Source organism: Xanthomonas sp. NCPPB 1638 (assembly GCF_041475635.2).
Lineage (GTDB): Bacteria > Pseudomonadota > Gammaproteobacteria > Xanthomonadales > Xanthomonadaceae > Xanthomonas > Xanthomonas cucurbitae.
Genome location: NZ_CM192984.1, coordinates 2295754 through 2318882 on the forward strand (window position 1 = coordinate 2295754; position 23129 = coordinate 2318882).

General features: G+C 66.7%; 10 protein-coding genes. 2 read left to right on the forward strand and 8 right to left on the reverse strand.

From position 1 onward, the window contains the following. Positions 1 to 125: 125 nt before the first annotated feature. From ACCQ13_RS09965 to ptsP, 3 genes are all read right to left on the reverse strand, one after another. On the reverse strand, positions 126 to 1871 hold the full coding sequence (locus tag ACCQ13_RS09965) for a PTS fructose transporter subunit IIC (protein WP_159407131.1): 1746 nt from the start codon (positions 1869 to 1871) through the stop codon (positions 126 to 128). A gap of 152 nt (positions 1872 to 2023) precedes the next feature. Continuing rightward, positions 2024 to 2980 (reverse strand): 1-phosphofructokinase, encoded by a 957-nt coding sequence (pfkB, locus tag ACCQ13_RS09970; protein ID WP_104604317.1) that lies wholly within the window; start codon positions 2978 to 2980, stop codon positions 2024 to 2026. Then, complete coding sequence (gene ptsP / locus ACCQ13_RS09975) at positions 2977 to 5493, reverse strand: phosphoenolpyruvate--protein phosphotransferase (protein ID WP_159407132.1); 2517 nt, start codon at positions 5491 to 5493, stop codon at positions 2977 to 2979. The genes pfkB and ptsP overlap by 4 nt, the downstream gene beginning before the upstream one ends. Positions 5494 to 5653: 160 nt before the next feature. Here ptsP and ACCQ13_RS09980 point away from each other — a divergent pair, with 160 nt between their 5' ends. Beyond that, a complete protein-coding gene (locus ACCQ13_RS09980; RefSeq protein ID WP_159407133.1) occupies positions 5654 to 6646 on the forward strand; it encodes a LacI family DNA-binding transcriptional regulator in 993 nt (330 codons plus the stop codon). Between the two features lie 731 nt (positions 6647 to 7377). Here ACCQ13_RS09980 and ACCQ13_RS09985 read toward each other — a convergent pair. The 3 genes from ACCQ13_RS09985 to ACCQ13_RS09995 are packed head-to-tail and all read right to left on the reverse strand — an operon-like array spanning position 7378 to position 12533. Then, positions 7378 to 10548 (reverse strand): multidrug efflux RND transporter permease subunit, encoded by a 3171-nt coding sequence (locus ACCQ13_RS09985; protein ID WP_372372398.1) that lies wholly within the window; start codon positions 10546 to 10548, stop codon positions 7378 to 7380. A gap of 12 nt (positions 10549 to 10560) precedes the next feature. Then, positions 10561 to 11859: an efflux RND transporter periplasmic adaptor subunit gene (locus ACCQ13_RS09990; RefSeq protein ID WP_159407135.1), complete on the reverse strand. Its 1299-nt coding sequence runs from the start codon at positions 11857 to 11859 to the stop codon at positions 10561 to 10563. Positions 11860 to 11873: 14 nt separating this feature from the next. Beyond that, on the reverse strand, positions 11874 to 12533 hold the full coding sequence (locus tag ACCQ13_RS09995) for a TetR/AcrR family transcriptional regulator (RefSeq protein ID WP_159407136.1): 660 nt from the start codon (positions 12531 to 12533) through the stop codon (positions 11874 to 11876). 278 nt (positions 12534 to 12811) lie between these two features. Here ACCQ13_RS09995 and ACCQ13_RS10000 point away from each other — a divergent pair, with 278 nt between their 5' ends. Further along, positions 12812 to 17836 carry an NAD-glutamate dehydrogenase gene (locus tag ACCQ13_RS10000; RefSeq protein WP_159407137.1) on the forward strand — a complete coding sequence of 1675 codons (5025 nt, stop codon included), beginning with the start codon at positions 12812 to 12814 and terminating at the stop codon, positions 17834 to 17836. A 169-nt stretch (positions 17837 to 18005) separates the two neighbouring features. On the opposite strand, the gene ACCQ13_RS10005 is transcribed toward ACCQ13_RS10000, so the two are convergent. Together ACCQ13_RS10005 and ACCQ13_RS10010 are read right to left on the reverse strand one after the other, a co-directional pair. Beyond that, a complete protein-coding gene (locus tag ACCQ13_RS10005) occupies positions 18006 to 18992 on the reverse strand; it encodes an HD-GYP domain-containing protein (RefSeq protein ID WP_104604331.1) in 987 nt (328 codons plus the stop codon). 36 nt (positions 18993 to 19028) lie between these two features. Beyond that, positions 19029 to 23117: a CHASE domain-containing hybrid sensor histidine kinase/response regulator gene (locus tag ACCQ13_RS10010; protein ID WP_159407138.1), complete on the reverse strand. Its 4089-nt coding sequence runs from the start codon at positions 23115 to 23117 to the stop codon at positions 19029 to 19031. Between the last annotated feature and the right edge of the window lie 12 nt (positions 23118 to 23129).

Here is a 23129-nt window from a genome sequence, read left to right on the forward strand (position 1 = left end):
GGGCAAGCCTCTGGCCGCGCACGACGGTGCGCAGCGCAGCGGTGAAACCGGTCAGCGATGAGGCGGGTCAGCGATCAGCTGCGATGGAAGCGCACAGCTGATCGGCAACGCGCGGCAAACGTGCGTCAGGCGACGACGTCGGCAACCGGCTTCTTGAGCAGGCGCAGCGCGATGGCAGTGATCACCACACCGACCACCAGGGCCAGCACGTAATTGAGCAGGTGGGTCACGGCATTGGGGATCAGCAGCACGAAAATGCCGCCGTGCGGTGCCTTCAGTTCGGCGCCGGCGGTCATTGAGATCGCGCCGGCCACGGCCGAGCCGATCACCAGCGCCGGAATGGTGCGCAACGGGTCGCGGGCGGCATACGGGATCGCCCCTTCGGTCACGAAAGCCAGCCCGAGCACGCCTGCTGCGGTGGCCGTGCCGCGTTCTTCCACGGTGAAGCGGTTGCGGAACATCCAGGTGGCCAGCGCGATGCCCAGCGGCGGGGTCATGCCGGCCACCATGGCGGCGGCCATCGGGGTGTAGACCTGGCTGGCGATCAGGCCGGTGGAGAACGCGTAGGCGGCCTTGTTGACCGGCCCGCCCATGTCGAAGGCCATCATGCCGCCCAGCAACAGGCCCAGCAGCAGCGCACTGCTGCCCTGCATGCCGCGCAACCACGCAGTGAGCCAGGCCAGCAGGTCGGCGACCGGTTGGCCGAACACATACATCATCGCCAGGCCCACCAACAGGGTACCCAGCACCGGCAGGATCAGCACCGGCTTGAGCCCTTCCAGCGTGCGCGGCAGCTTGATGGTGCGGTTGAGCGCGGCCACGCCGTAACCGGCGATGAAGCCGGCAATGATGCCGCCGAGAAAACCTGCATTGAGATTGGCCGCGACCAGGCCGCCGATCATGCCGGGCGCGATACCGGGGCGGTCGGCGATGGAGTAGGCGATATAGCCGGCCAGCGCGGGCACCATCAGGGTGAAACCGGCCTTGGCGCCGATCTGGAACAGCGACCAGGCCAGGGTGCCCTGGTGCGCATCGTCGCCGGCGTAGATGCCGCCAAGCGCGAACGCCAGTGCGATCAACAGGCCGCCGGCAGTGACGAACGGCAGCATGAACGACACGCCGGTCATCAGGTGCTTGTAGGCGCCGGTGCGGCCGTTGCTTTTGCTTGCGGTCGTGCTGGCGGCGGTGCCGTTGGCCTGTGCCGCGCCGCCGTGCACGCTGGCCTCGGCCAGCGCCTTGTTGATCAGCGCCGGGCCGTCGTTGATGGCCGGCTTGGTTCCGCTCTTGAGCACGCGCTTGCCGGCGAAACGGGCCAGGTCCACTTCGCGGTCGGCGGCGATGATGACCACATCGGCCATGCGGATCTCATCGTCGGTCAACGCATCCTGTGCGCCCACCGAGCCCTGGGTTTCCACGCGCATCTGGTGGCCGAGTTTCTTCGCGGCCTGCTGCAGGCCTTCGGCGGCCATGAAGGTGTGGGCGATGCCGGTGGGGCAGGAGGTGATGGCGACGATGCGCTTGCTGGGATTGGAAGACACGCCGCCCGCAGCGGACGCGGTGCCAGCGCTGGAGGTGACGGCGAGCTGGCTGAGCGCGGCGGAAGGGTCGTCCAGTACTGCGCCCAGGCTCAGATGCAGCAGTTGCGCGTCGCCGAAACGCGCGGTGTCGGCATCGGCATCGCCGACGATCAGCACTTGCGCAGCGCCGTTGGTCAGCTCGGTCGGCAATGCGCCAAGCACGCCCTGGTCGCTGCGGATTTCGACCGTCAGGCTGCGGCCGGCGGCGGTGGCCGCACGGCGCAGCGCTTCGGCCGCCAGGACGGCTTCGGTGCTGCGTTCGCCGGCGGCGATGACCACGATGGAAGAGGACATGGGAAAACTCCTGCGGTATTGCGGTCGCCGGGTGGCCGGCGGGGGGAGAGGCAAGGCTTACGCGCGCGGGTAGCGCAAGCCGGAGTTGCGCAGGCGCATGGCACCAGGCGTGGACATGCGTCCGTTGCAGCGCAGCCGCGGCAGACAAGGGCTCACGACAGCATCTCGATCACTACGTCGCTTGCGGCGCGGCGCACGCCATCGGCTGTGATCCGGCGCGCGTTACCGCTTTCCAGCCGGCACATCGAAAACGCGGTGGCCAGCCGCGCGCATTGCTCCAGATCGGTGGCCGCATCCAGGAGCGCGGCGGCCAGGCCGGCCACCATCGCATCGCCTGCGCCCACGCTGCTGCCCTGCGCCAGCCGTGGCGGGCGCGCAATCAGGCGCTTGTCGCGCTGCACGAACAACGCACCGTCAGTGCCCATCGAAATCACCACCAGCTGGATGCCGCGCGCGAGCAGTTCGTGTGCGGCGGCGCTGAGCGCGGCGCGGTCGGTGAGCGGGCGGCCGGTCCAGGCTTCCAGTTCGTGGCGGTTCGGCTTGACCGCGTACGGCAGGGCCTCGCGGGCGGTGCCCAATGCGGCCACCAGCGGCGCGCCGCTGGTATCCAGCAGCACGCGTGCACCGGCCGCGCCGGCCTGCGCCTGCAACTGCGCCCAGCTGTCGTCGGGCAGGCCGGCCGGCAGGCTGCCGGACAGCACCACCGGCAGGCCGGGACGCAGCAGCGGCGCGAGCTGATCGGCCACGCCTTGCAGATGCGCGCTGGTCAGTTGCAGGCCGGGCAGGTTGATGTCGGTGGTGTCGTTGCTGCGCGCCTCCACCAGCTTGAGATTGGTGCGGGTGTCGCCGGCCACGCGCTGGCAGTGGTCGACGATGCCGCGCTCACGGAACAGCGCTTCGAACACGCCGGCATTGCCGCCGCCGAGCACACCGAGTGCGGCGACATCGCTGCCCCAGTCGGCCAGGCACGCCGCCACGTTGATGCCCTTGCCGCCGGCATCGTTGCGCACGCTGCTGGCGCGATGCACGGCGCCGGGCTGCAGGCTGTCGAGCTGGATGGTCTGGTCGATCGCCGGGTTCAGCGTGACGGTGATGGCCTGCAGGCTCATGCCATGTCCTCGCGCTGTGCTTCGAGTGCGCGCACTTGCTCGGCGGTTTCGCAGTTCAACGCCTGCTCGGCCAACTGCCGCAGCGTGCTGAGCGCGGTGCCGCGCAGGCGCGCCTTCACCGCCGGGATGTCGTTGGGCGTCATCGACAGTTCCTGCACGCCCAGGCCGGCCAACAGGCTGGCACCGAATGCATCGCCGGCCAGTCCGCCACACACGCCAACCCAGCGGTCGTGTTTGCGTGCGCCTTCAATGGTGCTGCGGATCATGCGCAACACTGCCGGATGCAGGCTGTCGGCCTCGGCGGCCAGTTCGGGGTTCTGGCGGTCGATCGCCAGCACGTACTGGGTGAGGTCGTTGGTGCCGATCGAGAAGAAGTCCGCGTGGCGCGCCAGCACGTCGGCCTGCGCGGCGGCGGCCGGTACTTCGATCATGATGCCGATCGGCAGCTCGGGCGCGTCCAGCTCGGCGCGGATGCGCGCGCAGATGGCGCGCAGTGCGATCAGCTCCGGCACCGAGGTGATCATCGGGAACATGATCGATAGCCGCGCACCGTCCCTGGCAGCGCGGTACAGCGCCCGCAGTTGCGGCTCCAGCAGGTCGGGGCGACGCAACAGCAGGCGCGCGCCGCGCACGCCCAGGAACGGGTTTTCTTCGTGCGGCAGTTCCAGGTGCGCCACCTGCTTGTCGCCGCCGATATCCAGCGCCCGCACGATCAGCGGGCGACCATCCAGCGCCTGCGCCATTGCCAGGTAAGTCTGGTACTGCTCGTCTTCGCTGGGCGTGCGGCCGCTCTCCAGGAACAGGAACTCGGTACGCATCAGGCCGACGCCTTCGGCACCCTGGGTCAGCGCCATCGCCACCTGGTCGGGCAGGTTGACGTTGGCACCGATGTCGATGTGGTGACCGTCGGTGGTCTCGGCAGGCAGGGCGCGTTGCGCGGCTTCGCGCTCGCGGATGGCCTGCTGCTCGGCGATGTGGGTGCGTGCCGCGTCCAGGTCCTGCTCGGACGGGTTGAGATAGAGCCGGCCGCTGCTGCCGTCGATGATCGCGGTAGCGCCGTCTTCGATATCCAGCAACTGGCCCCCGGCTGCGACCAGCGCCGGCAGGCCCAGGGTGCGCGACAGGATCGCGGTGTGCGAGGTCGGGCCGCCTTGTGCGGTGGCCAGGCCGAATACTCGGGCAGTGTCCAGGTTGGCGGTGTCCGACGGCGACAGGTCGCCGGCCAGCAGGATGCAGGGTTGGTCGGGCAGGTCGGTGAGGCCGCCGCCCGCCGCAGCCGGGTCCAGCTGCGCCAGCACCCGGCGGCCGACATCGCGCAGATCGGCGGCGCGGCCGGCCAGTATCGGGTTGCCCAGCGCGGCCAGGCCGGAGGCGATCTGTTCCACCGCCTGATGCCACGACCACGCCACGCCGTGGCCTTCGACCATCAGTTGGCAGGTGCGGGTGATGAGGTCGGTGTCGTTGAGCAGCTCGGCCTGGGCCTTGAAGATGGCCGCGTCCGAGGCGCCGAGACGGCGCTGGGTGTCGTCCTGGATCGCCGCCAACTGCTGGCGGGTGCGGGTCAGCGCGTCATGCAGCTGCGCGCCGCCATCGCCCAGGCCTCCCGGTTGATCGGCCACCTCGGTCTGCGCCGCGCGCAGCCGGTGCACGATGCCGATCGCCACGCCCGGGCTGGCACCGATACCGACAATGGCCGGCTGTGCCTGCGGCGGGGTCCAGCCGGCCACCGGGGCGGCGCGGCGTTGCGCGGCGCGTTCGGTATCGGCTTTTTCCTGTGCGGTGAGGCTGTCCATCACCGCACGTAGGCGCTTGAGCAGGGCGGCGGCATCGCTGCCTTCGGCCGAGACGGTGATGCTGTCGCCGGCACGCAGGCCCAGCTGCAGCAGGCCGACCAGGCTCTTGGCATCGGCGGCCTGGTCGCCGGCGCGGACCTGGGCGCGGGCGGAAAAGCCACGGGCGGTTTCGGCCCAGCGGGTGGCCGGGCGCGCGTGCAGGCCATTGGGGTAGGCGATGGTCCACTCGAACGTTTCGGCCAGGTCGGTGGCCGGCGCGGCTTCGGTGTCCGGGGCGCGGTCGCCGGTGAGGGCGGCCACGATCACGCCGGGGTCGTCGGTGGTGAACAACGCCTCCAGCTGCGCGGGCTCCTGGATCAGCCGGGTCAGCCGGCGCAGCAGGGTGAGATGGGTGTCGGACTGCGCAGCGATGCCCACCACCAGCCGGGTGGTCTGGCCGGGATTCCATTCCACGCCCTCGGGCAGCTGCAGCACCGCGATGCCGTCGCGACGCACCAGGTGGCGGTCTTCGCCCACGCCATGCGGGATCGCCAGGCCATGGCCCAGGAAGGTGTTCGCCAGGCCTTCGCGGCGCCGCATGCTGGCGTCGTAGCCCGGTGCCACGCAGCCGGCGGCGACCAGCAACTGCGCCGCCTGGGCGATGGCGTCGTCCTTGTCGCGGGCGTGCGCGCGCAGGCGGACAAGCTCGGGGGTCACGGGGGCAAGCGACGGAGAGGACAAGGCGGGCTCCGGGTGAAATCGGGCTGGGGAGTATAGTGGGAACGTTCCCATGATCCAGGTCAATGTGCGGTGCACAAAAACCAGGTAATGCTTTCAGGTTAGGATCGGAGTCAAGAGCCGCCTGCGTTCAAGTGCGGCATATGGAGCGGGAACGGTCCCAGTGAGTATCAGCATCAATGACGTGGCCCAGGTGGCAGGGGTGTCCAAGTCCACGGTGTCGCGGGCCCTGGGCAGCGGCCCGGTGAGCGCCGAGGTGCGCGCCAAGGTGGAAGCGGCGGTGCGCCAGACCGGTTACCGGCCCAACTTGATGGCGCGGCGGCTGCGTTCGCAGCAGTCCGGCATCCTCGGGGTGATCGTGGCCGACATCCGCAACCCGTACTTCACCGCGCTGATCCGGGCCGTGGAAGAGGTTGCCTACAAGGCCGGTATGCGCGTGACCCTGTGCAATACCGATGAAGATCCCGAGCGCGAGGCGCTGTACCTGGAGCTGATGCAGGAAGAACGCATCACCGGGCTGATCTTCGCGCCAACCCGCGTGACCGTGGGGCGCATGCATGCGCTGTCGCTGGAGTACCCCACCGTGCTGGTGGACCGTGCCGGCCCCGGCAGCCGCTACGACAGCGTGGTGCTGGACAACGCGGCAGCGATGGCCGAACTGGTGGTGCATCTGCAGGCGCAGGGCTACCGGCGCATCGGCGGGTTGTTCGGCAGCACCAGCACCACCGCGGCCGAGCGCCGCGACGGCTACCTGGCCGCGATGCGTGCGCAGGGTCTGGCACCGGACTACCGCGAAGTGGCGCCGACGGCCGAAGCGGCGATCGCCGAGCTGAGCGATTGGCTGGCCAGCGACGACCGCCCCGAAGCCATCGTCGCCAGTAACAGCCTGCTGCTGATGGGCGCGCTGAAGGCCGCGCGCACCGCCGGCTTGCGCCTGCCGCAGGACCTGGCGCTGGCCGGCTTCGACAACGAACGCTGGACCGACCTGGTCGAACCCGGCATCACCGTGGTCGAGCAACCGGTCGAGGACATGGGCCGCGCAGCGATGTCGCTGCTGCTGGAACGCCTGGGCAACCCGCAGCTGCCGATCCGCCGCATGGTGATGACCGGGCGTTGCGTGGTGCGTGGCTCTACCGGCGCCCGCCCGCGCATCTAGCCGCCCCATCGTAGGAGCGCACCTGGGCGCGACGGGCGTTACCGGGAAGGCCTGTCGCGCCCAGGTGCGCTCCTACGGGTCAGAACAAGAGTGCAACCAAAAGAAACCGGCACCGCCGGCCGTAGCTGCCGCATGGTGATGACCGGGCGTTGCGTGGTGCGAGGCTCTACCGGCGCCCACCCGCGCATCTGGCCGCCCCATCGTAGGAGCGCACCTGGGCGCGACGGGCGTTACCGGGAAGGCCTGTCGCGCCCAGGTGCGCTCCTACGAGGTAGTACGGGATCGCAACCCAAAGACCCCGGCATCGCCGGCCGCAGCTGTCGATCCGCCGCACGGTGATGACCGGGCGTTGCGTGGTGCGTGGCTCTACCGGCGCCCGCCCGCGCATCTAGCCGCCCCATCGTAGGAGCGCACCTGGGCGCGACGGGCGTTACCGGGAAGGCCTGTCGCGCCCAGGTGCGCTCCTACGGGTCAGAACAAGAGTGCAACCAAAAGAAACCGGCACCGCCGGCCGTAGCTGCCGCATGGTGATGACCGGGCGTTGCGTGGTGCGAGGCTCTACCGGCGCCCGCCCGCGCATCTAGCCGCCCCATCGTAGGAGCGCACCCGGGCGCGACGGGCGTTACCGGGAAGGCCTGTCGCGCCCGGGTGCGCTCCTACGAGGTAGTACGAGATCGCAACCAAAAAACCCCGGCAGTGCCGGGGCTTCTTGGTTGCAACAAACGCCTGGCTTAGCGATCCGGGCGGTGCGTGCCCGAGTCGTTCTGCGCGATCAGATACTCCTTGGACTGTTCGTCCAGCTTGTCGCCCAGCATGCGGCGCACCACCACGAAGAACAGCGGGATGAAGATCACGCCGAGCACGGTGGCGAACACCATGCCGCCGATCACGCCGGTACCGATGGAGTGACGCGAGTTGGCGCCGGCACCGGTGGAGATCGCCAGCGGCAGCACACCCAGGATGAAGGCGAACGAGGTCATCAGGATCGGGCGGAAACGCAGATGCGCCGCTTCCAGCGTGGCCTCGCGCAAGGTCTTGCCCGCCGCCCGCTGCTCCACCGCGAACTCCACGATCAGGATCGCGTTCTTGGCCGCAAGACCAATGACGGTAATCATGCCGATCTTGAAGTACAGGTCGTTAGGCAAGCCGCGCAGCATCGAAAAGACGATCGCGCCCAGCACGCCGATCGGCACCACCATCAGCACCGCCACCGGGATCGACCAGCTCTCGTAGAGCGCGGCCAGGCACAGGAACACCACCACCACCGACAGCGCGAGCAACAGCGTGGCCGCATTGCCGGCGATGATTTCCTGGTAGGACATGCCGCTCCAGTCGAAGCCGAAGCCCGGCGGCAGATCGTTGTTGACGATCTCTTCCATCGCCGCCATCGCCTGGCCGGAGCTGCCGCCCGGGGCCGGGTTGCCGACGATATTCACCGCCGAATAGCCGTTGTAGCGGTTCAACGCCGGCGAGGCGTAGGTCCATTCGGCCTTGACCACGTTGCTCAACGGAATCATGCCGGGCTGGCCATCGGCACCGGTGGCGGAGGTGCTGGGGGTGAAGAAGTTGCGCAGCGCGTCGGGGCCGGTACGGAACTGGTCGTCGGCGCGCATGTTGACGCGCTTGATGCGGCCTTCGGAGAAGTAGTCGTTGACATACACCGGCGCCAGCATCAGCTGGATGGAGTTATAGATGTCGCTGACGTTCAACCCCATCGATTGCGCCTGCACGCGGTCCACATGCAATTGCAGTTGCGGCGAGTTTTCCAGCCCGTTCGGACGCACGCCCACCATGGTGTCGGCCTTCTGCGCGGCCTTGCCCAGCACGATGTTGCGCGCCTGGTCCAGTGCCTGCTGGCCTGCGCCAGCGCGGTCCTGCAGCCACATGTCGAAGCCGCCGAACTGTCCCAGGCCCTGCACGGTGGGCAGGTTGACCACGAAGATCTGCGCGCCCTTGATGCCGTAGAAGGCACCGTTGAGCTGCTGGATCAGTTCTTCGGCAGTGGCGTCGCGTTCGTCCCACGGCTTGAACCGGATGAAGCCCATGCCGACGTTTTCGCCCGAACCCAGGAAGCTGAAACCGGCGATCTGCAGCATGCCTTCCACGGCCGGCTGCTTTTCCAGCACCGCACGCATCTGCGCGAACGCTTCGTTGGTGCGGATCTTGGTGGCACCTGGCGGCAGCTGCACGATCGCCACCGCAAAGCCCTGGTCTTCTTCGGGCAGGAAGCTGCCCGGCATGCGCGTGAACAGGAAGCCGCACAGCACCACCAGCACCACGAACACCATCATCCATGGCGGCGAGCGCTTCAGGGTGTGACCGACCACGCCCACATAGCGGTGCGCCAGCTTGTCGTAGTACTTGTCGAAGGTGCGATAGACACAGTTCTTCTTGTCCGAATGGGTGGCCTTGAGGAAGCTGGCGCACAGCGCCGGCGTGAAGGTCAGCGCCAGGAGCGCGGAGAAGCCCATCGACATGGCGATGGTCAGCGCAAACTGCTTGTAGATCGCACCGGAGGCGCCCGGCTGCAGCGAGGACGGGATGAACACCGCCGCCAGCACCACGGTGATGGCCACCACCGCGCCGGTAATCTGGGTCATCGCCTTCTGGGTGGCCGCCTTCGGCTCCAGGTGTTCTTCGCTCATGATGCGTTCGACGTTCTCGATCACCACGATCGCGTCGTCCACCACGATGCCGATCGCCAGCACCATCGCAAATAGTGTCAGCTGGTTGATGGTGAAGCCGATGGCGTACATGCCGAAGAAGGTGCCCAGCAGCGCCACCGGAATCACCAGGGTCGGAATCACCGTGGCGCGGAAGTTCTGCAGGAACAGCAGCATCACCAGGAACACCAGCACGATGGCTTCGGCCAGGGTGTGCACCACTTCCTCGATGGAGATGCGCACGAAGGTGGTCGACTCGTACGGTGCGAACCAGGTCACCCCCTGCGGGAAGGTGGGCTGCAGTTCGTCGAGCTTGGCACTCACTGCCTCGGAGACGTTGAGCGCATTGGCGCCCGGCAGCAGCTGGACGCCGAAGGCACCGGTGGGCTTGCCGTTGTACTGGGTGTCGAAGCCGTAGTTGCTCGGGCCCACGGTGACGCGCGCCACGTCCTTCAGGCGCACCGTGGCGCCGTTGTTGTCGGCGCGCAGGATGATGTCTTCGAATTCCTGCGGCGAGCTGAAGCGGCCTTCCGCCGAGACGGTGGCGGTGAAGCTGATGCCGTCGGGCGTGGGGTCGGCGCCGACCGAACCGGCAGCGAACTGCACGTTCTGGTTGCGCACGGCGGTCAGCACCTGGGTGGCCGACAGGTTGTAGCCCTGCAGCTTCTCCGGGTTCAACCAGATGTTCATCGCGTACTCGGCGCCGAACTGGTTGGTGCTGCCAACGCCGGGAACGCGCGAGATCTGCTCGAGCACGCGCGAACCGACGAGGTCGTTGAGCGCATCGCGGTTGATCGACGGGTTGTCCGAGCGCAGCGCCGCCACCATCAGGAAGCCGGCGTTGGCCTTGGCCACCACCACGCCTTGCTGGGTCACCTCGGAGGGCAGGCGCGGCGTGGCCAGCGACACCTTGTTCTGCACCTGCACCTGGGCGATATCGGCGTCGGTGCCGGTCTCGAAGGTCAGGGTGATGGTCACGCGCCCGTTGGAGGCCGAGGACGAATTGAAATACAGCAGGTGGTCGATACCGGTGAGCTGTTGCTCGATGACCTGCGTCACTGCCTTTTCGGCGGTATCGGCACTGGCGCCGGGAAAGGTGGCCGACACGGTGACCTGCGGCGGGGCGATCGAGGGATACGACTCGATACCCAGGTTCAGGATCGAGATCACGCCCGCGAGCGAGATCAGGATCGCCACCACCCAGGCGAAGATCGGGCGTTCGATGAAAAACTTAGGCATGTCCGGGTTCCGTCACTGCTGCTTGGACTGGGAGTCGGCCGGTTGCGCGGCCGCGTCCTGCTTGGGCTGGTTCTGCGCGGCCGGGGCGGCGGCATCGGCGGCGGGTGCGCCTTCTGCCTTGCCCGCCTGGCCGGTGGCCGGTGCCGCACCCGGTGCACCCGGTTGTGCACCGGCGGCCGGCTTGTTCGGATCCCACGGCACGCCCTTGGCGGGCTGTCCTTCCTTGGCCTTCTGCACGCCGTCGACGATGACCTGGTCGCCCGGTGCCACACCGCCGGTCACGATCCACTGGCCCTTCTGCTGGCCGTCCACGGTGAGGTTCTTGCGCACCACCTTGCCGTCCTTGCCCAGCACAAGCGCATAGGCACCCATTGCATCGCGCTGCAGCGCCTGCTGCGGCACCAGGTAGGCGTTGTTGCGCTTGCCCAGGCTGGCCTTGAAGGTCACGAACGCACCCGGTAGCAGCGCCAGTTCGGGGTTGGGCAGGGTAGCGCGCAACGACACCGCGCCGGTACTCGGATCCACCGTCACCGCCGAGACGTCCAGCGTGCCGGGGTGCGGATACTGCGTGCCGTTGCCCAGTTCCACGTTGATGGTGGACTTGCCGTCACCGCTGAGCTGCACGGTTCCGCTGCTCTGCGCCTGGCGCAGCGCAGCCAGCTCGTCGCTGCTCATCGCGAAGTTCACGTACAGCGGGTCGATCTGGTCCACGGTGGTCAACAGGGTCGCTTCGCCAGCGCCCACCAGTGCGCCTTCGGTCACCCGCTGGATGCCGGCGCGCCCGGTGATCGGCGAGGTCACATTGGCGAAACTCAGCTGGATGCGGGCCGCTTCGACGATGCCACGCGCCTGCTGCACGTTGGCGCGGGAAGAGCGTTCGGTGGCTTCGGCGGTGTCGATATCCGCGCGCGACACGTATTGCTGGGGCGCCAGGCTGCGCGCGCGCTTGGCGGCGATCTGGGCATTGGCGTAGGTCGCCTCGGCGGCGGCCAGCTGGCCTTGTGCCTGCAACAGTGTGGCCCGCAGCGGTTGCGGGTCGATCTGGAACAGCGGCTGGCCTTCCTTGACGTCGTTGCCTTCGGTGTACAGGCGCTTGAGCACCACGCCATCGACGCGGGCGCGCACGTCGGCCGAGCGGAAGGCCGACAGGCGGCCCACCAAATCGCGCTCCAGCGGCAGTGTCTGCGGCTTCATTTCCAGCACCGACACTTCCGGCGGCGGCGGCGCCTGCTGTTGTTCGGGCTTGCTGCAGGCAGCGAGCGCCACGGTGATGGCCAGGGCCAGGCCGAAGGTGCGGAGCGGGGCGATCATCAGGAGGAACTCCGTTAGGGTCTTGAAGTGGAAAAGGTGCATGGGGTCGGCACGGGCGCGGCGCCGGCCGCGGCAAACGCCCGCAAAAAGGTGTCGACGGCGAACTGCGCCCACTGCTGCCTGGCGGCAAGGCCGGCGCGATGGGGCACCTGGAAGCGTTGTCGATCGAAATCCAGCCCGACGATCATGCTCAGCAGCAGCTCGGCCATGCGCTGCGGATCGTCAGCGTGCAATTGGCCGGCGGCGATGGCCTGCTCGAAACGATGCGCCAGACGCTGCTGCATGCCGACCACGCCTTCGTGGAAGATCTGCTGGGATTGATCGGGGAACCGGTGCGACTCGGCTTCCACCAAACGGCAGGTCTGTAACACATCCGGGCAGTTGAGGCGGTCAAGATGGGCCACTGCAAACGCCAGCAGGTCGTGGCGCAGGTCAGCCGAGGCGGTGCCCAGCGGGACCATGGCCAAGTGCACGTGACCCTGCAGCACGTCGCGCAGCAGGTTTTCTTTACACCCGTAGTGACGGTAGAGCGTCTGCTTGGAACAACCGGCGCGTTCGGCCACCGCGTCCATGCTCAGCCGCATTCCGCGCTCGGCAAGCAGGGTGTGCACGGCAGCATGGATGCGGCGATCGCAGTCCGAACGCCGGGCGGCATGGGGGGGACGAGACGTCATGGGGGTAGACTATACCGTCCAGTTTAGTTTTTAAACAGCCTTGACGATCGCAGTTTCGTCTGCGCAACTCCTTGTTTGCCAAGCCTTGTGCCGGACTTTGCCGGATCTGGCGATCTGTTGCCCGCCAGGCTCGCGCGGCCCGGAAGAACTACACAGCGGTAGCACTTTGGCGGCATTGCTGCGCCCGCTGCATGCCGCGTATTTGCGCTATGCAGCAAGGCGTCGTCACGGTCCGCCGGTACAATTCAGGTTTTCCACCGAGCAGTCCAGCTCTACTCATGACAGCCAAGAAAGCCGCTTCGAAATCGTCCACGACGTCGGTCAAACCGGTCGCCGAACGTGCCGTCCCCGTGCTTGCCACTGAACCGCAGGCGGTCACTCTTGAGCCGGTGTTTGCGGCCTTGCGCAAGCGTTATCCGGCTGCCCGCCAGACCGAGGTCCATGCGTTCGCGGCCGACTTCTACCGGCGCATGGAGGAAGACGAATTTCCCAACCACCCACCCGAGCAGTGGGCGGCGCTGGCGTCGGACATGCTGGAATTTGCGCGCACCCGCAAGGCCGGAACGGTCAATGTGCGGGTGTTCAACCCCACCTTGAAGAGCCACGGCTACGAATCGCCGCACACGCTGCTGCAGATCGTCAACGACGACATGCCGTTCCTGGTGGACTCGGTGAGCATGACCCTGGCCGAGCTGGGGATCGGCGTGCATGTGCTTGGCCACCCGGTGCTGCGTATCGCGCGCGACAAGTCTGGCAAGCTCACCGCCGTGGGCGAGGGCAAGAGCGAGTCGCTCATGGTGCTGGAAATCGACCGCCAGCCAGCCGACGACATGCCCAGGCTGGAAGCGGCGGTGCGCAAGGTGCTGGCCGAGGTGCGCGCCATCGTGCACGACTGGGCCGCCATGCGCGAAAAGATGGTGATGCTGGCCGACGACCTGGCCACCCGCCGCCTGCCGATCGACGACACCAGCCGCCACGAGGCGCAGGAATTCCTGCGCTGGGCCGCTGCCGACCATTTCACCTTCTTCGGCTACCGCGAGTATCGGGTGGAGAAGCAGGGGGGGCAGGAGGTGCTGGCGCCGGTGGAGGAGTCCGGGCTGGGGTTGATGCGTGGCCACGACACCTCGCCGGCGCGTCCGGTGACCACGCTGGCCGCGCACGGTCTGAACGCCTCGTCCAAGCTCAAGGAAGCGTTGATTCTGACCAAGACCAATGCACGTTCGCGCGTGCATCGGGTTGGCTACATGGATTACATCGGCATCCTGGAATTCGACGCCAACGGCCGCATCGTCGGCGAGCAGCGCTTTCTGGGCCTGTTCACTTCCAGCGCCTACAACCGCCGCCCGTGGGAAATTCCGCTGGTGCGTCAACGCCACGAATACGTGATGAGCAAGTCGGGCCTGACCCCGAGCAGCCACAGTGGCAAGGCCTTGCGCCATATCCTGGAAACCTTGCCGCGCGAGGAGCTGTTCCAGTCCAACGAAGAGGAGCTCTATCGCACCGCGATGGGCATCCTGGGCTTGCAGGAGCGCGTGCGCAGTCGCCTGTTCCTGCGCCGCGACAAGTACGGGCGTTTCATCTCGGCGCTGGTGTACATCCCGCGCGAGCGCTTCAATACCGACGTGCGCCTGCGCATCGAGGCCTTGTTGAAAGGTGCGCTGCATGGCGAATACATCGATTCGTCGGTGGTGTTGGGCGAATCGCCGCTGGCGCAGCTGCACCTGATCGTACGTCCCAAGAGCGGCGAGGCGCTGGAATTCAACACCACCGAACTCGAATCGCGGTTGGCGCATCTGTTGCGCAACTGGCGCGATGCGCTGCGCGAGGCGCTGGTGGCGCGGCATGGCGAGGCCAACGGCCTGCGCATGGCGGCCAACTTTGGCCGTGCGCTACCCGCTGGCTATATCGAGGACTCGTCGATCGAATCGGCGGTGTCCGACGTCGAACACCTGGCCGCGCTGGATGGTCCGGATGACCTGCATCTGAGCCTGCAGGAAATCCGTCGCGACGACGGCGTACGGCTGGATGCGGGCGAAGGCCTGCGCCTGAAGCTGTATCGCCAGCTCGACGACATTCCGTTGTCCGATGCGATGCCGATGATGGAGAACATGGGCCTGCGGGTGATCTCCGAGCGGCCGTATCGGTTGCAGGTGGGCGAAACACCGGTTTATATCCAGGATTTCGAGGTCGAATCCACCGCCGGCAAGATCAATGCCGCCAGTGCCGATGCCAGCTTCGGTGAGGCTTTCGAACGCATCTGGAACGGCGATGCCGAAAACGACGGGTTCAACCGACTGATCCTGGCCGCCGGCCTGCACTGGCGCCAGGTCGCGTTGTTGCGCGGTTACTGCAAATATTTGCTGCAGACGGCTGTACCGTTCTCGCAGAGCTATGTCGAGGCCACCTTCACCCGTTACCCGTTGCTGGCACGTTTGCTGGTCGAACTGTTCGAGGCACGGTTCGATCCGTCCACTGGCAGCGAAACCAAGCCACAGATCTTTGCCGGCCAGGCCCGCCTGCGCGAAGAACTGTCTGCGCTGGCAGGCAGCGACGAGGCCACGCTCAAGGCGCTGGAACCGGTAGTGGAGGCACGCGGCAGCGACCGCGCCGCACAGCAGGAGGCCACCCGTGCCACCTTGCTCAAGCTGATGGACCGCGTCTCCAGCCTGGACGAAGACCGCATCCTGCGCAGCTTCATCGATGTGATCGATGCGACGCTGCGGACCAATTACTACCAGACCACCAAGGATGGCAAGTACCGCCATTGCATCAGCTTCAAGCTGGATTCGGCGATCGTGCCGGACCTGCCAAAGCCGCGCCCGTACCGCGAAATCTTCGTCTATGGCCCGCGCGTGGAAGGTGTGCACCTGCGCTTCGGCGCGGTGGCGCGTGGCGGCCTGCGCTGGTCGGACCGCCGCGAGGATTTCCGCACCGAGGTGCTGGGGCTGGTCAAGGCGCAGATGGTCAAGAACACCGTCATCGTGCCGGTCGGTGCCAAGGGCGGTTTCTACGTCAAGCGTTCGCCGGTGGGGGGCGGCTCCACAACAGAAAATCGTGACGCGATCCAGGCCGAGGGCATCGCCTGCTACAAGCTGTTCATCCAGGGCCTGCTCGACATCACCGACAACATCGTCGGCGGCAAGATCGTGCCGCCGCCGCAGGTGGTGCGTCACGACCAGGACGACCCGTATCTGGTCGTTGCAGCGGACAAGGGCACGGCCACGTTCTCCGACATCGCCAATGGCCTGGCGCTGGATCACGGCTTCTGGCTGGGCGATGCGTTCGCCTCCGGCGGCTCGGTGGGCTACGACCACAAGGGCATGGGCATCACCGCGCGCGGCGCGTGGGAGTCGGTCAAGCGCCACTTCCGTGCGATGGATCGCGATTGCCAGAGCCAGGATTTCAGCGTGGTCGGCATCGGCGACATGTCCGGCGACGTGTTCGGCAACGGCATGTTGCTCTCAAGGCATATCCGCCTGCTGGCGGCGTTCGACCACCGCCACATCTTCCTGGACCCGAGCCCGGATGCGGCGGTGTCCTTCGCCGAGCGTGAGCGCCTGTTCAAGCTGCCACGTTCCAGCTGGGCCGACTACGACGCCAAGCTGATTAGCGCCGGTGGCGGCATCTATCCGCGCACGCTCAAATCCATCGACCTCAGCGCGCCGGTGCGCGAAGCGCTGGGCCTGGACGCCAACGTCAAGCAGCTCTCGCCCAACGAGCTGATGAACGCCATCCTCAAGGCGCCGGTGGATCTGTTCTGGAACGGCGGCATCGGCACCTATGTCAAGGCAGCCAGCGAGTCGCATGCCGATGTGGGCGATCGCGCCAACAACGGCCTGCGCGTCAATGGCGGCGAGTTGCGCTGCAAGGTGGTGGGCGAGGGCGGTAACCTGGGCCTGACCCAGCTCGGTCGCATCGAAGCCGCGCAAACCGGCGTTTTGCTCAATACCGACTTCATCGACAACTCGGCCGGTGTGGATACCTCCGATCACGAGGTGAACATCAAGATCCTGCTCAACGACATGGTGCAGGCCAAGAAGCTCACCTATGACGCACGCAACACACTGCTGGCGTCGATGACCGACGAAGTGGCCGACCTGGTGCTGTGGGACAACTACCGCCAGAACCAGGCCATCAGCCTGATGGAGCGCATGAGCGTCAAGCGGCTGGGGTCCAAGCAGCACTTCATTCGCACGCTGGAATTGCAGGGCCTGCTGGATCGTCAGATCGAATTCCTGCCTTCCGACGCCGAACTCTCCGCACGCAAGGCGCGCGGGCAGGGCTTATCGCGCCCGGAACTGTCGGTGCTGTTGTCGTATTCCAAGCTGGTGGCGTTCCAGCAACTGCTGGAATCGGATATCCCCGAAGACCCGTACTTGTCCAAGGAACTGCAGCGCTACTTCCCGCAGCCGCTGCAGAAGAAGTACGCCGATGCGATGGAGCGCCATCGCCTCAAGCGCGAGATCATCGCCACCGCGGTCACCAACGCCACCATCAATCGCATGGGCGCCACCTTCCTGATGCGCATGCAGGAAGATACCGGCCGCAGCATCGGCGAGGTGGCCAAGGCCTACACCATCAGCCGCGAAACGCTGGATGCGCGTGCACTGTGGACGCAGATCGACGCGCTGGACGGCAAGGTGCCCGAGTCGGTGCAGATCGACGCGCTGGAAGTGATCTGGCGGCTGCAACGCTCGTTCGTGCGTTGGCTGTTGCTGCGTCCTGGCCAGATGCCGGGCATCACGGCGGCAGTGGAGCGTTACCACGGCCCGTTCAACGATATCCGTGTCGCCTCCGGCGTGCTGTCGGATGCGCAGCGCCCGCAGTACGAAGGCAGCGTGCAGGAGTGGCAGGAGAAGGGACTGCCGCCGCAACTGGCGCAGCAGCTGTGCGAATTGCGTTACCTGGACCCGGCATTCGACATCATCGAAACCGCACGTACCCGCAAGCTCAAGCCGGTGGAAGTGTCCAAGGTGCATTTCCGCCTGGGCGACGCGCTACGGCTGCCGTGGTTGTTCGAGCAGATCGACGCGTTGGAGGTCAACGGCCGCTGGCATGCGGTGGCGCGTGGTGTCTTGCGCGACGAACTGGCCGCGCACCAGCGTGCGCTGGTGGGCCAGGTGCTGACCCTGTCCGGCAGCAGTGCCGAGGACAAGGTGGCCAACTGGCTGGCGCGTGACGATTCCAGCCTGCGCTTTACCCTGGCCATGCTGGCCGATGTGGCCGAGCAGAAGACCCTGGACTACCCCACCGTCTCGGTGGCGGTGCAGCGCTTGGGCCAGCTGGCGGCGCACGGGGTGTAAGCACCTCGGTGCAAGGTGATGGCCAAGCGCAGGCTTGGTCATCATGGCGAGACCGCTGCCCGGTCACGTCATGCATGACGTCGGCGTATTCGAGACCATGCCGCTTCAGGGCGGCATGTTTCGTCGTAAGGTGCCTTGCAGTTTCTTCGGAGTAGTGCAGGCCTTGGCGTCAGGCGGCCGGTCCGTCCCAGGCATCCTTGATCTGCACAATCCGCGGCAGAGCCACGTGGAACTGTTCCACCAGACGCGGTTCCAGTTGTTTGCCGGACATGCTGTCGAGCTTGCGCACGGCATCGTCCATCATCCATGGCGCCTTGTAGGCGCGCCGTCCGCAGAGCGCGTCGAATACGTCGGCCACCGCAACGATACGTGCTGATTCGGGAATGGCCTCGCCGGCCAGCCCTTGCGGATATCCGCTGCCGTCCCAGCATTCGTGATGATGCAGCGCGATCTCGGCCGCCAGTTGGAACACCGGCCCGCGCCCGTGACGTAGCAGGTCGTGACCAACCTGCGGATGCCGCCGCACCACCGAGCGTTCGTGTTCGTCCAGTGTGTCGGATTTCAGCAGGATGCTGCCGGGAACGGCGATCTTGCCGGCGTCGTGCAGCGGCGCGGCATCCTGCAGCAGTTGCGCCCGCTCTGGCGACCAGCCCGCCGCCTCGGCCACGACCCGCGCATACAATGCCATGCGCCAGATATGTGCACCGGTATCGACGTCCTGTCCCTGTCCGGCAGTGCCCAACAGATGGATCGCATCGTGATAGCGCTGCGCCAGGAGCAGGCTTTCGGCCAGCTTCAATTGCGTACCGATGCGCGCCTTGAGCAGGGCAGGCGAGTACGGCTTGCTTACGTAATCGGCGGCACCTGCGTCCAGACCGGCTTGCGCGTCGTGCGTGCCGTTGCGTGAGGTCACGAACAGGATCGGGATCGCGCTGCTCGCCGCTTGTTGCTTGAGCGTGCGCGCTACGGTGTAGCCATCCATGTCGGGCAATTCGACGTCCAGCAGGATCAGCGCCGGGGCGTGACGGCCCACCGCCTCCAGCGCTTCGCTGCCGGATTTGGCGAACACCAGCGAAAAATCGTCACGCAGCAACTGGCGCAGGGTGGCCAGGTTGCTGGATTCGTCGTCGACGCAGAGCAGGGGGCGGGATGACATGTGCGTGTCCTTGCCGATGGCCTGGGAGGATGGCCATCACGATGGGTGTGTGGCCTGCCAGTGGTGCAGCACGGATTCGGCACGACGGAAGTCGAAATCCTCCACCGCACGTTGCAGGTCTTCGCGCAGGCCACCGGGCAGGCGCGCTGCGCAGATCAACAATGCATGATCGATCCGGTCGGCATCGTCGCTGGCGAAGGCGACTTGCAGGATCTGTGCGCTGTCGGCATCGAGGGCGGCTGCGGCGTCATCGCCTGCCGCGTGCACCGCATCGTGCTGCAGGAAGGCGTGGATCGCATCGGCAGTACGCTGCATGACGTCCTTGAGTGCGCGCATCGCGGCAGTGAGGTCGTGGCCGTCCTCGATGCAGCTTTCCAGTTCGCCCGCCGCATCGGCCAGCGCCGGCAAGGCCAGTGATCCGGCGGCACCACGCAGCTTGTGCGCCATCGCCCCGATGGCCGGCAGGTCGTTGCGCTGCAGGTACTCGGCGACGGTGGCGGCCGGGTCGGGGTACTCGCGCAGCAGCTTGAGCAGATAGCGCGCATACGGCTCGCGCTCGCGCCACAAGCTGCGCGCGCGCGGGGCGTCCAGCAGCTCCGGATCGTCGTGCTGCCATTGCCCGCCATCGCCGGGCGAGGGCGGCAGTGCGGGCGTGCGGCGGACGCCGGGGGGCATGAAGTGCCGGATCGCGGTGACCAGTTCCTCCACGTTGAATGGCTTGGCGATGAAACCATTCATGCCCGCTTCCAGGGCTTTCTCCTGCTGCGGGCGAAACGCACCGGCGGTCAGCGCGATCACCGGTAGCTTGGCCAGGGCAGGGACCTGGCGCAGCCTGCGGGTGGCCTCGTACCCGTCCACCACCGGCATCTGCACATCCATCAGTACCACCTGGAACAGCTCCGGTGCCCGCTTGAGTACCTCCACTGCCTGCTCGCCATCGTGGGCGACGGTGACCAGCGCTCCTTCGCCTTCCAGGATGCGTTGCGCCACCTCGCGGTTGATGTCGCTGTCGTCCACCAGCAACAGGTGCGCGCCCTCCAGCCGCCGCGTCACGGTGGTGGATGCAGCCGACCGCGTGCCGGGTCGTGCGTCGGCCAGTTGTTCGAACAGACGTTGCAGCGTCACGCTGGTGACCGGCTTTGTCAGCACCGCATCTAGGTCCTGTTGCTCGGGATGCTGTTCCAGCAGGCGACGCTCGTAGGCGGTGACCATGACGATCACCGGATGCGGCCCGGGGGCCACGCGTGCGCGGATCTGGCGGGCGATCGCCACCCCGTCGATGTCGGGCATGCGCCAGTCGAGCAGGAAGATGTCGTACGGCTCGCTGGCCTGTTCGATCGCCTGCAGCGCATCCTGGCCGCTGGCCACCGCATCCACCTGCCAGCCGAGGTCGGTGGCGATGCGCACCAGGTTGTTCAGCGCGGCATCGTGGTCGTCGGCAATCAACACCCTTGGCAACGCCTCGTGCGTTACCGCGGGCGGCGCGTCCTGTGCGGCCGGTTGCTCGGCTTTTTCCAGCGTCACCACGAAATAGAATTCGCTGCCACGGCCGGGCACGCTTTCCACTTCGAGTTCGCCGCCCATCAGCTCGACCAGCCGACGGCTGATGGTCAGCCCCAGCCCGCTACCGCCGTAGCGCCGGCTGGTGGAGGTATCGGCCTGCAGGAATGGCGAAAAGATCAGGCTCTGCTTTTCCTTGGAGATGCCGATGCCGGTATCGCGTACCGAGAACAGCAGCTTGACCTTGTTCGGGTCGCCGCTGGGGAAGCGCCGCACCGACAGCACCACTTCGCCCTGTTCGGTGAACTTGATCGCGTTGCCGACCAGGTTGACCAGCACCTGGTTGATGCGCAGCGCATCGCCCAGCAGCCAGCGGCTATCGCGCGGCAACGGCTCGACGATCATTTCCACCGGCTTGGCGCTGAGCGAGGAGCGCATCAGATCGGCGATGTTGTCGAACAGCTGGTTGAGATCGAACGGCGCGCGTTCCAGATCGATGCGCCCGGCTTCGATCTTGGAGAAGTCCAGGATGTCGTTGATGATCTCCAGCAGGTTGCGCGCGGAGCGGTCGATCTTGGCGACCATGTCCTGGGCCGCCCCGGCCAGCTCGCTGCGTTGGAGCAAATACAGCATGCCCAGGATGGCATTCATCGGGGTGCGGATTTCATGGCTCATGTTGGCCAGGAAGTCGGATTTGGACTGATTGGCGCTCCTGGCCGCGTCCATCGCCAGACGCAATTGTTTTTCGTGTAGCTTCTGCTCGGTGAGATCGACCGCGATGCCGAGGTAGCCGATCACCTGGTCGTTGTCGTCGCGCAGCGTGCTCAACGTCAACAGGACCGGCAGACGGCGGCCCCCGTGGCCGACATAGGTCCATTCACTGGTATCGCTACGGCCCAGGCTGGTCAATGCGGCCACTGCTTCCAGCGTGGGCGTCACCACGCCCCCGGTCTGCTCGGACAACCGCTGTGCGCGGTCCTGCAGTTGGTCGGGTTCGACGAATTGGCTGGCCTTGCGCCGGCCGATGACTTCGTCGGCGCTGTAGCCCAGCAATTTCTCGGCGGCCGGGTTGAACAGCGTGACGAACCCGCCCGAATCGGTGGCGATGATGGCATAGCCGGCATGTGCCAGGATCGCGCGCTGCAACACCGAAAATTTCACCAGCTCACTGGTGCGCTCGGCCACCTGGTGTTCGAGCGAGGCATTGAGATCGACGATGCGTTGATGCGAGCGGACCCGGTCGGAGATGTCGCGGAAGAAGTGCGAGTGGCCGCTGAGCGTGGCATCGGCTTCGATGATCGGCGCCTTGCTGGCCAGCACATGGACCCGGTGGCCGTCGCGATGACGCATGCTCAGCGCCGCCGATGCGGTGGCCACCGGCGCGTCGCCGGGAGGGTCGATTTCCGGCATGGCATAGGGTTGTGGCGACAGCAGCGCGCTCAGGTCCTGGCCGACCGCTTCCTGCGCCGGATACCCGAACATCGTTTCGGCCGCCGGGTTCCAGTGGGTGATGCGTCCATCCGGGGTCTCGGCCACGATGGCCTCGCTGGAATGGCTCACCAGCGCGGCCAGTTCCATCTGCTTGCGCAATACTTCCTCGCGCCGCAGCCGATTGCTGAAATACAGGCCCAGCAACGCTGCCAGCAGCGTTGCGGTACCCATTATCAGGGCGCCAACCAGCCAGGGCGAGGTCTGGTTGAGCGAGGCCACGAACTTGTCGGTGGGGTGTGCGGTGATGATCCAGGTGCGGCCATAGATGGGCAAGAACTGCACCACTGGCCGTCGCCGTGCGCTGTCGCTGGCGGCGATGCCGCTGCGGTAGAAGTTGTGGGTGGGCTCGTTGCGATCGGACAGGTCCAGCGCCACGTCGCTGCGTTCGCCCAACGCGCTCTCCACCATCTGGTCGACACTGAAAGGTGCATACACCCAGCCGCTGGTCGCCGCCATGCGCTGTTGCGGGGTCTGCAGCGGCATGCCCTCGCGATACACCGCCAGCAGCAACAGGAAGCCACTCTCGTTGGGAAAACGGTAGCCGGACAACGATATCGGCGAGGTCATGATCGGCTCGCCACTACGTGCGGCCTGCAGTGCAGCGGCGCGGCGACGCGGTTCGGAGGCGATATCCAGGCCGAGCGGGCGATTGCCCGAGGACTCCGGCTCGAAGTACAGCACCAGGTAGCGCTCGCCGTCCCAGGGGGCCAGCGGACGGCGATGGATGTCGGGGGCACCGTCGGCGCGCGCGGTCTGCAGGAAGCGTTCTTCCTCCGCACGCGCGACGCGATGGATATAGCCATAGCCCAGTACGCCGGGAAACTCGCGGGCGTAGTCGCGCGAGCGGCTGTACAAGGTGAAGCGCTCCCGGCTGATGACGCCGCTGCCTGCGCCGATCACCGCGCCACGCGTACCGCGCAGGCCGTGTTCGAAGGCGTACATGCGTTCGCTGATATTGCGCGTGAGCGCACGTACCACATACTGGAAACGCTGGTCGCGCTCGAGTTCGTTGTGCCGGTTCAGCCAGACGCCTGCAGCGATGGCGGCACACAGGCCTGTGATGAGAACCAGCGCGGCGCAGAGAAACGCCCGGCGCCCGTATTTCCTGCGCAGATTCCAGCGGCCATTCGGCATGCTCGTTCCTTT

Bases quoted from the DNA above. Each gene is read 5' to 3' on its own strand.
- ACCQ13_RS09985 (WP_372372398.1), bottom strand. From the start codon at position 10,548: ATGCCTAAGTTTTTCATCGAACGCCCGATCTTCGCCTGGGTGGTGGCG.
- ACCQ13_RS10005 (WP_104604331.1), bottom strand. From the start codon at position 18,992: ATGTCATCCCGCCCCCTGCTCTGCGTCGACGACGAATCCAGCAACCTG.
- ACCQ13_RS09990 (WP_159407135.1), bottom strand. From the start codon at position 11,859: ATGATCGCCCCGCTCCGCACCTTCGGCCTGGCCCTGGCCATCACCGTG.
- ACCQ13_RS10000 (WP_159407137.1), top strand. From the start codon at position 12,812: ATGACAGCCAAGAAAGCCGCTTCGAAATCGTCCACGACGTCGGTCAAA.
- ACCQ13_RS10010 (WP_159407138.1), bottom strand. From the start codon at position 23,117: ATGCCGAATGGCCGCTGGAATCTGCGCAGGAAATACGGGCGCCGGGCG.
- ACCQ13_RS09995 (WP_159407136.1), bottom strand. From the start codon at position 12,533: ATGACGTCTCGTCCCCCCCATGCCGCCCGGCGTTCGGACTGCGATCGC.
- ACCQ13_RS09965 (WP_159407131.1), bottom strand. From the start codon at position 1,871: ATGTCCTCTTCCATCGTGGTCATCGCCGCCGGCGAACGCAGCACCGAA.
- pfkB (WP_104604317.1), bottom strand. From the start codon at position 2,980: ATGAGCCTGCAGGCCATCACCGTCACGCTGAACCCGGCGATCGACCAG.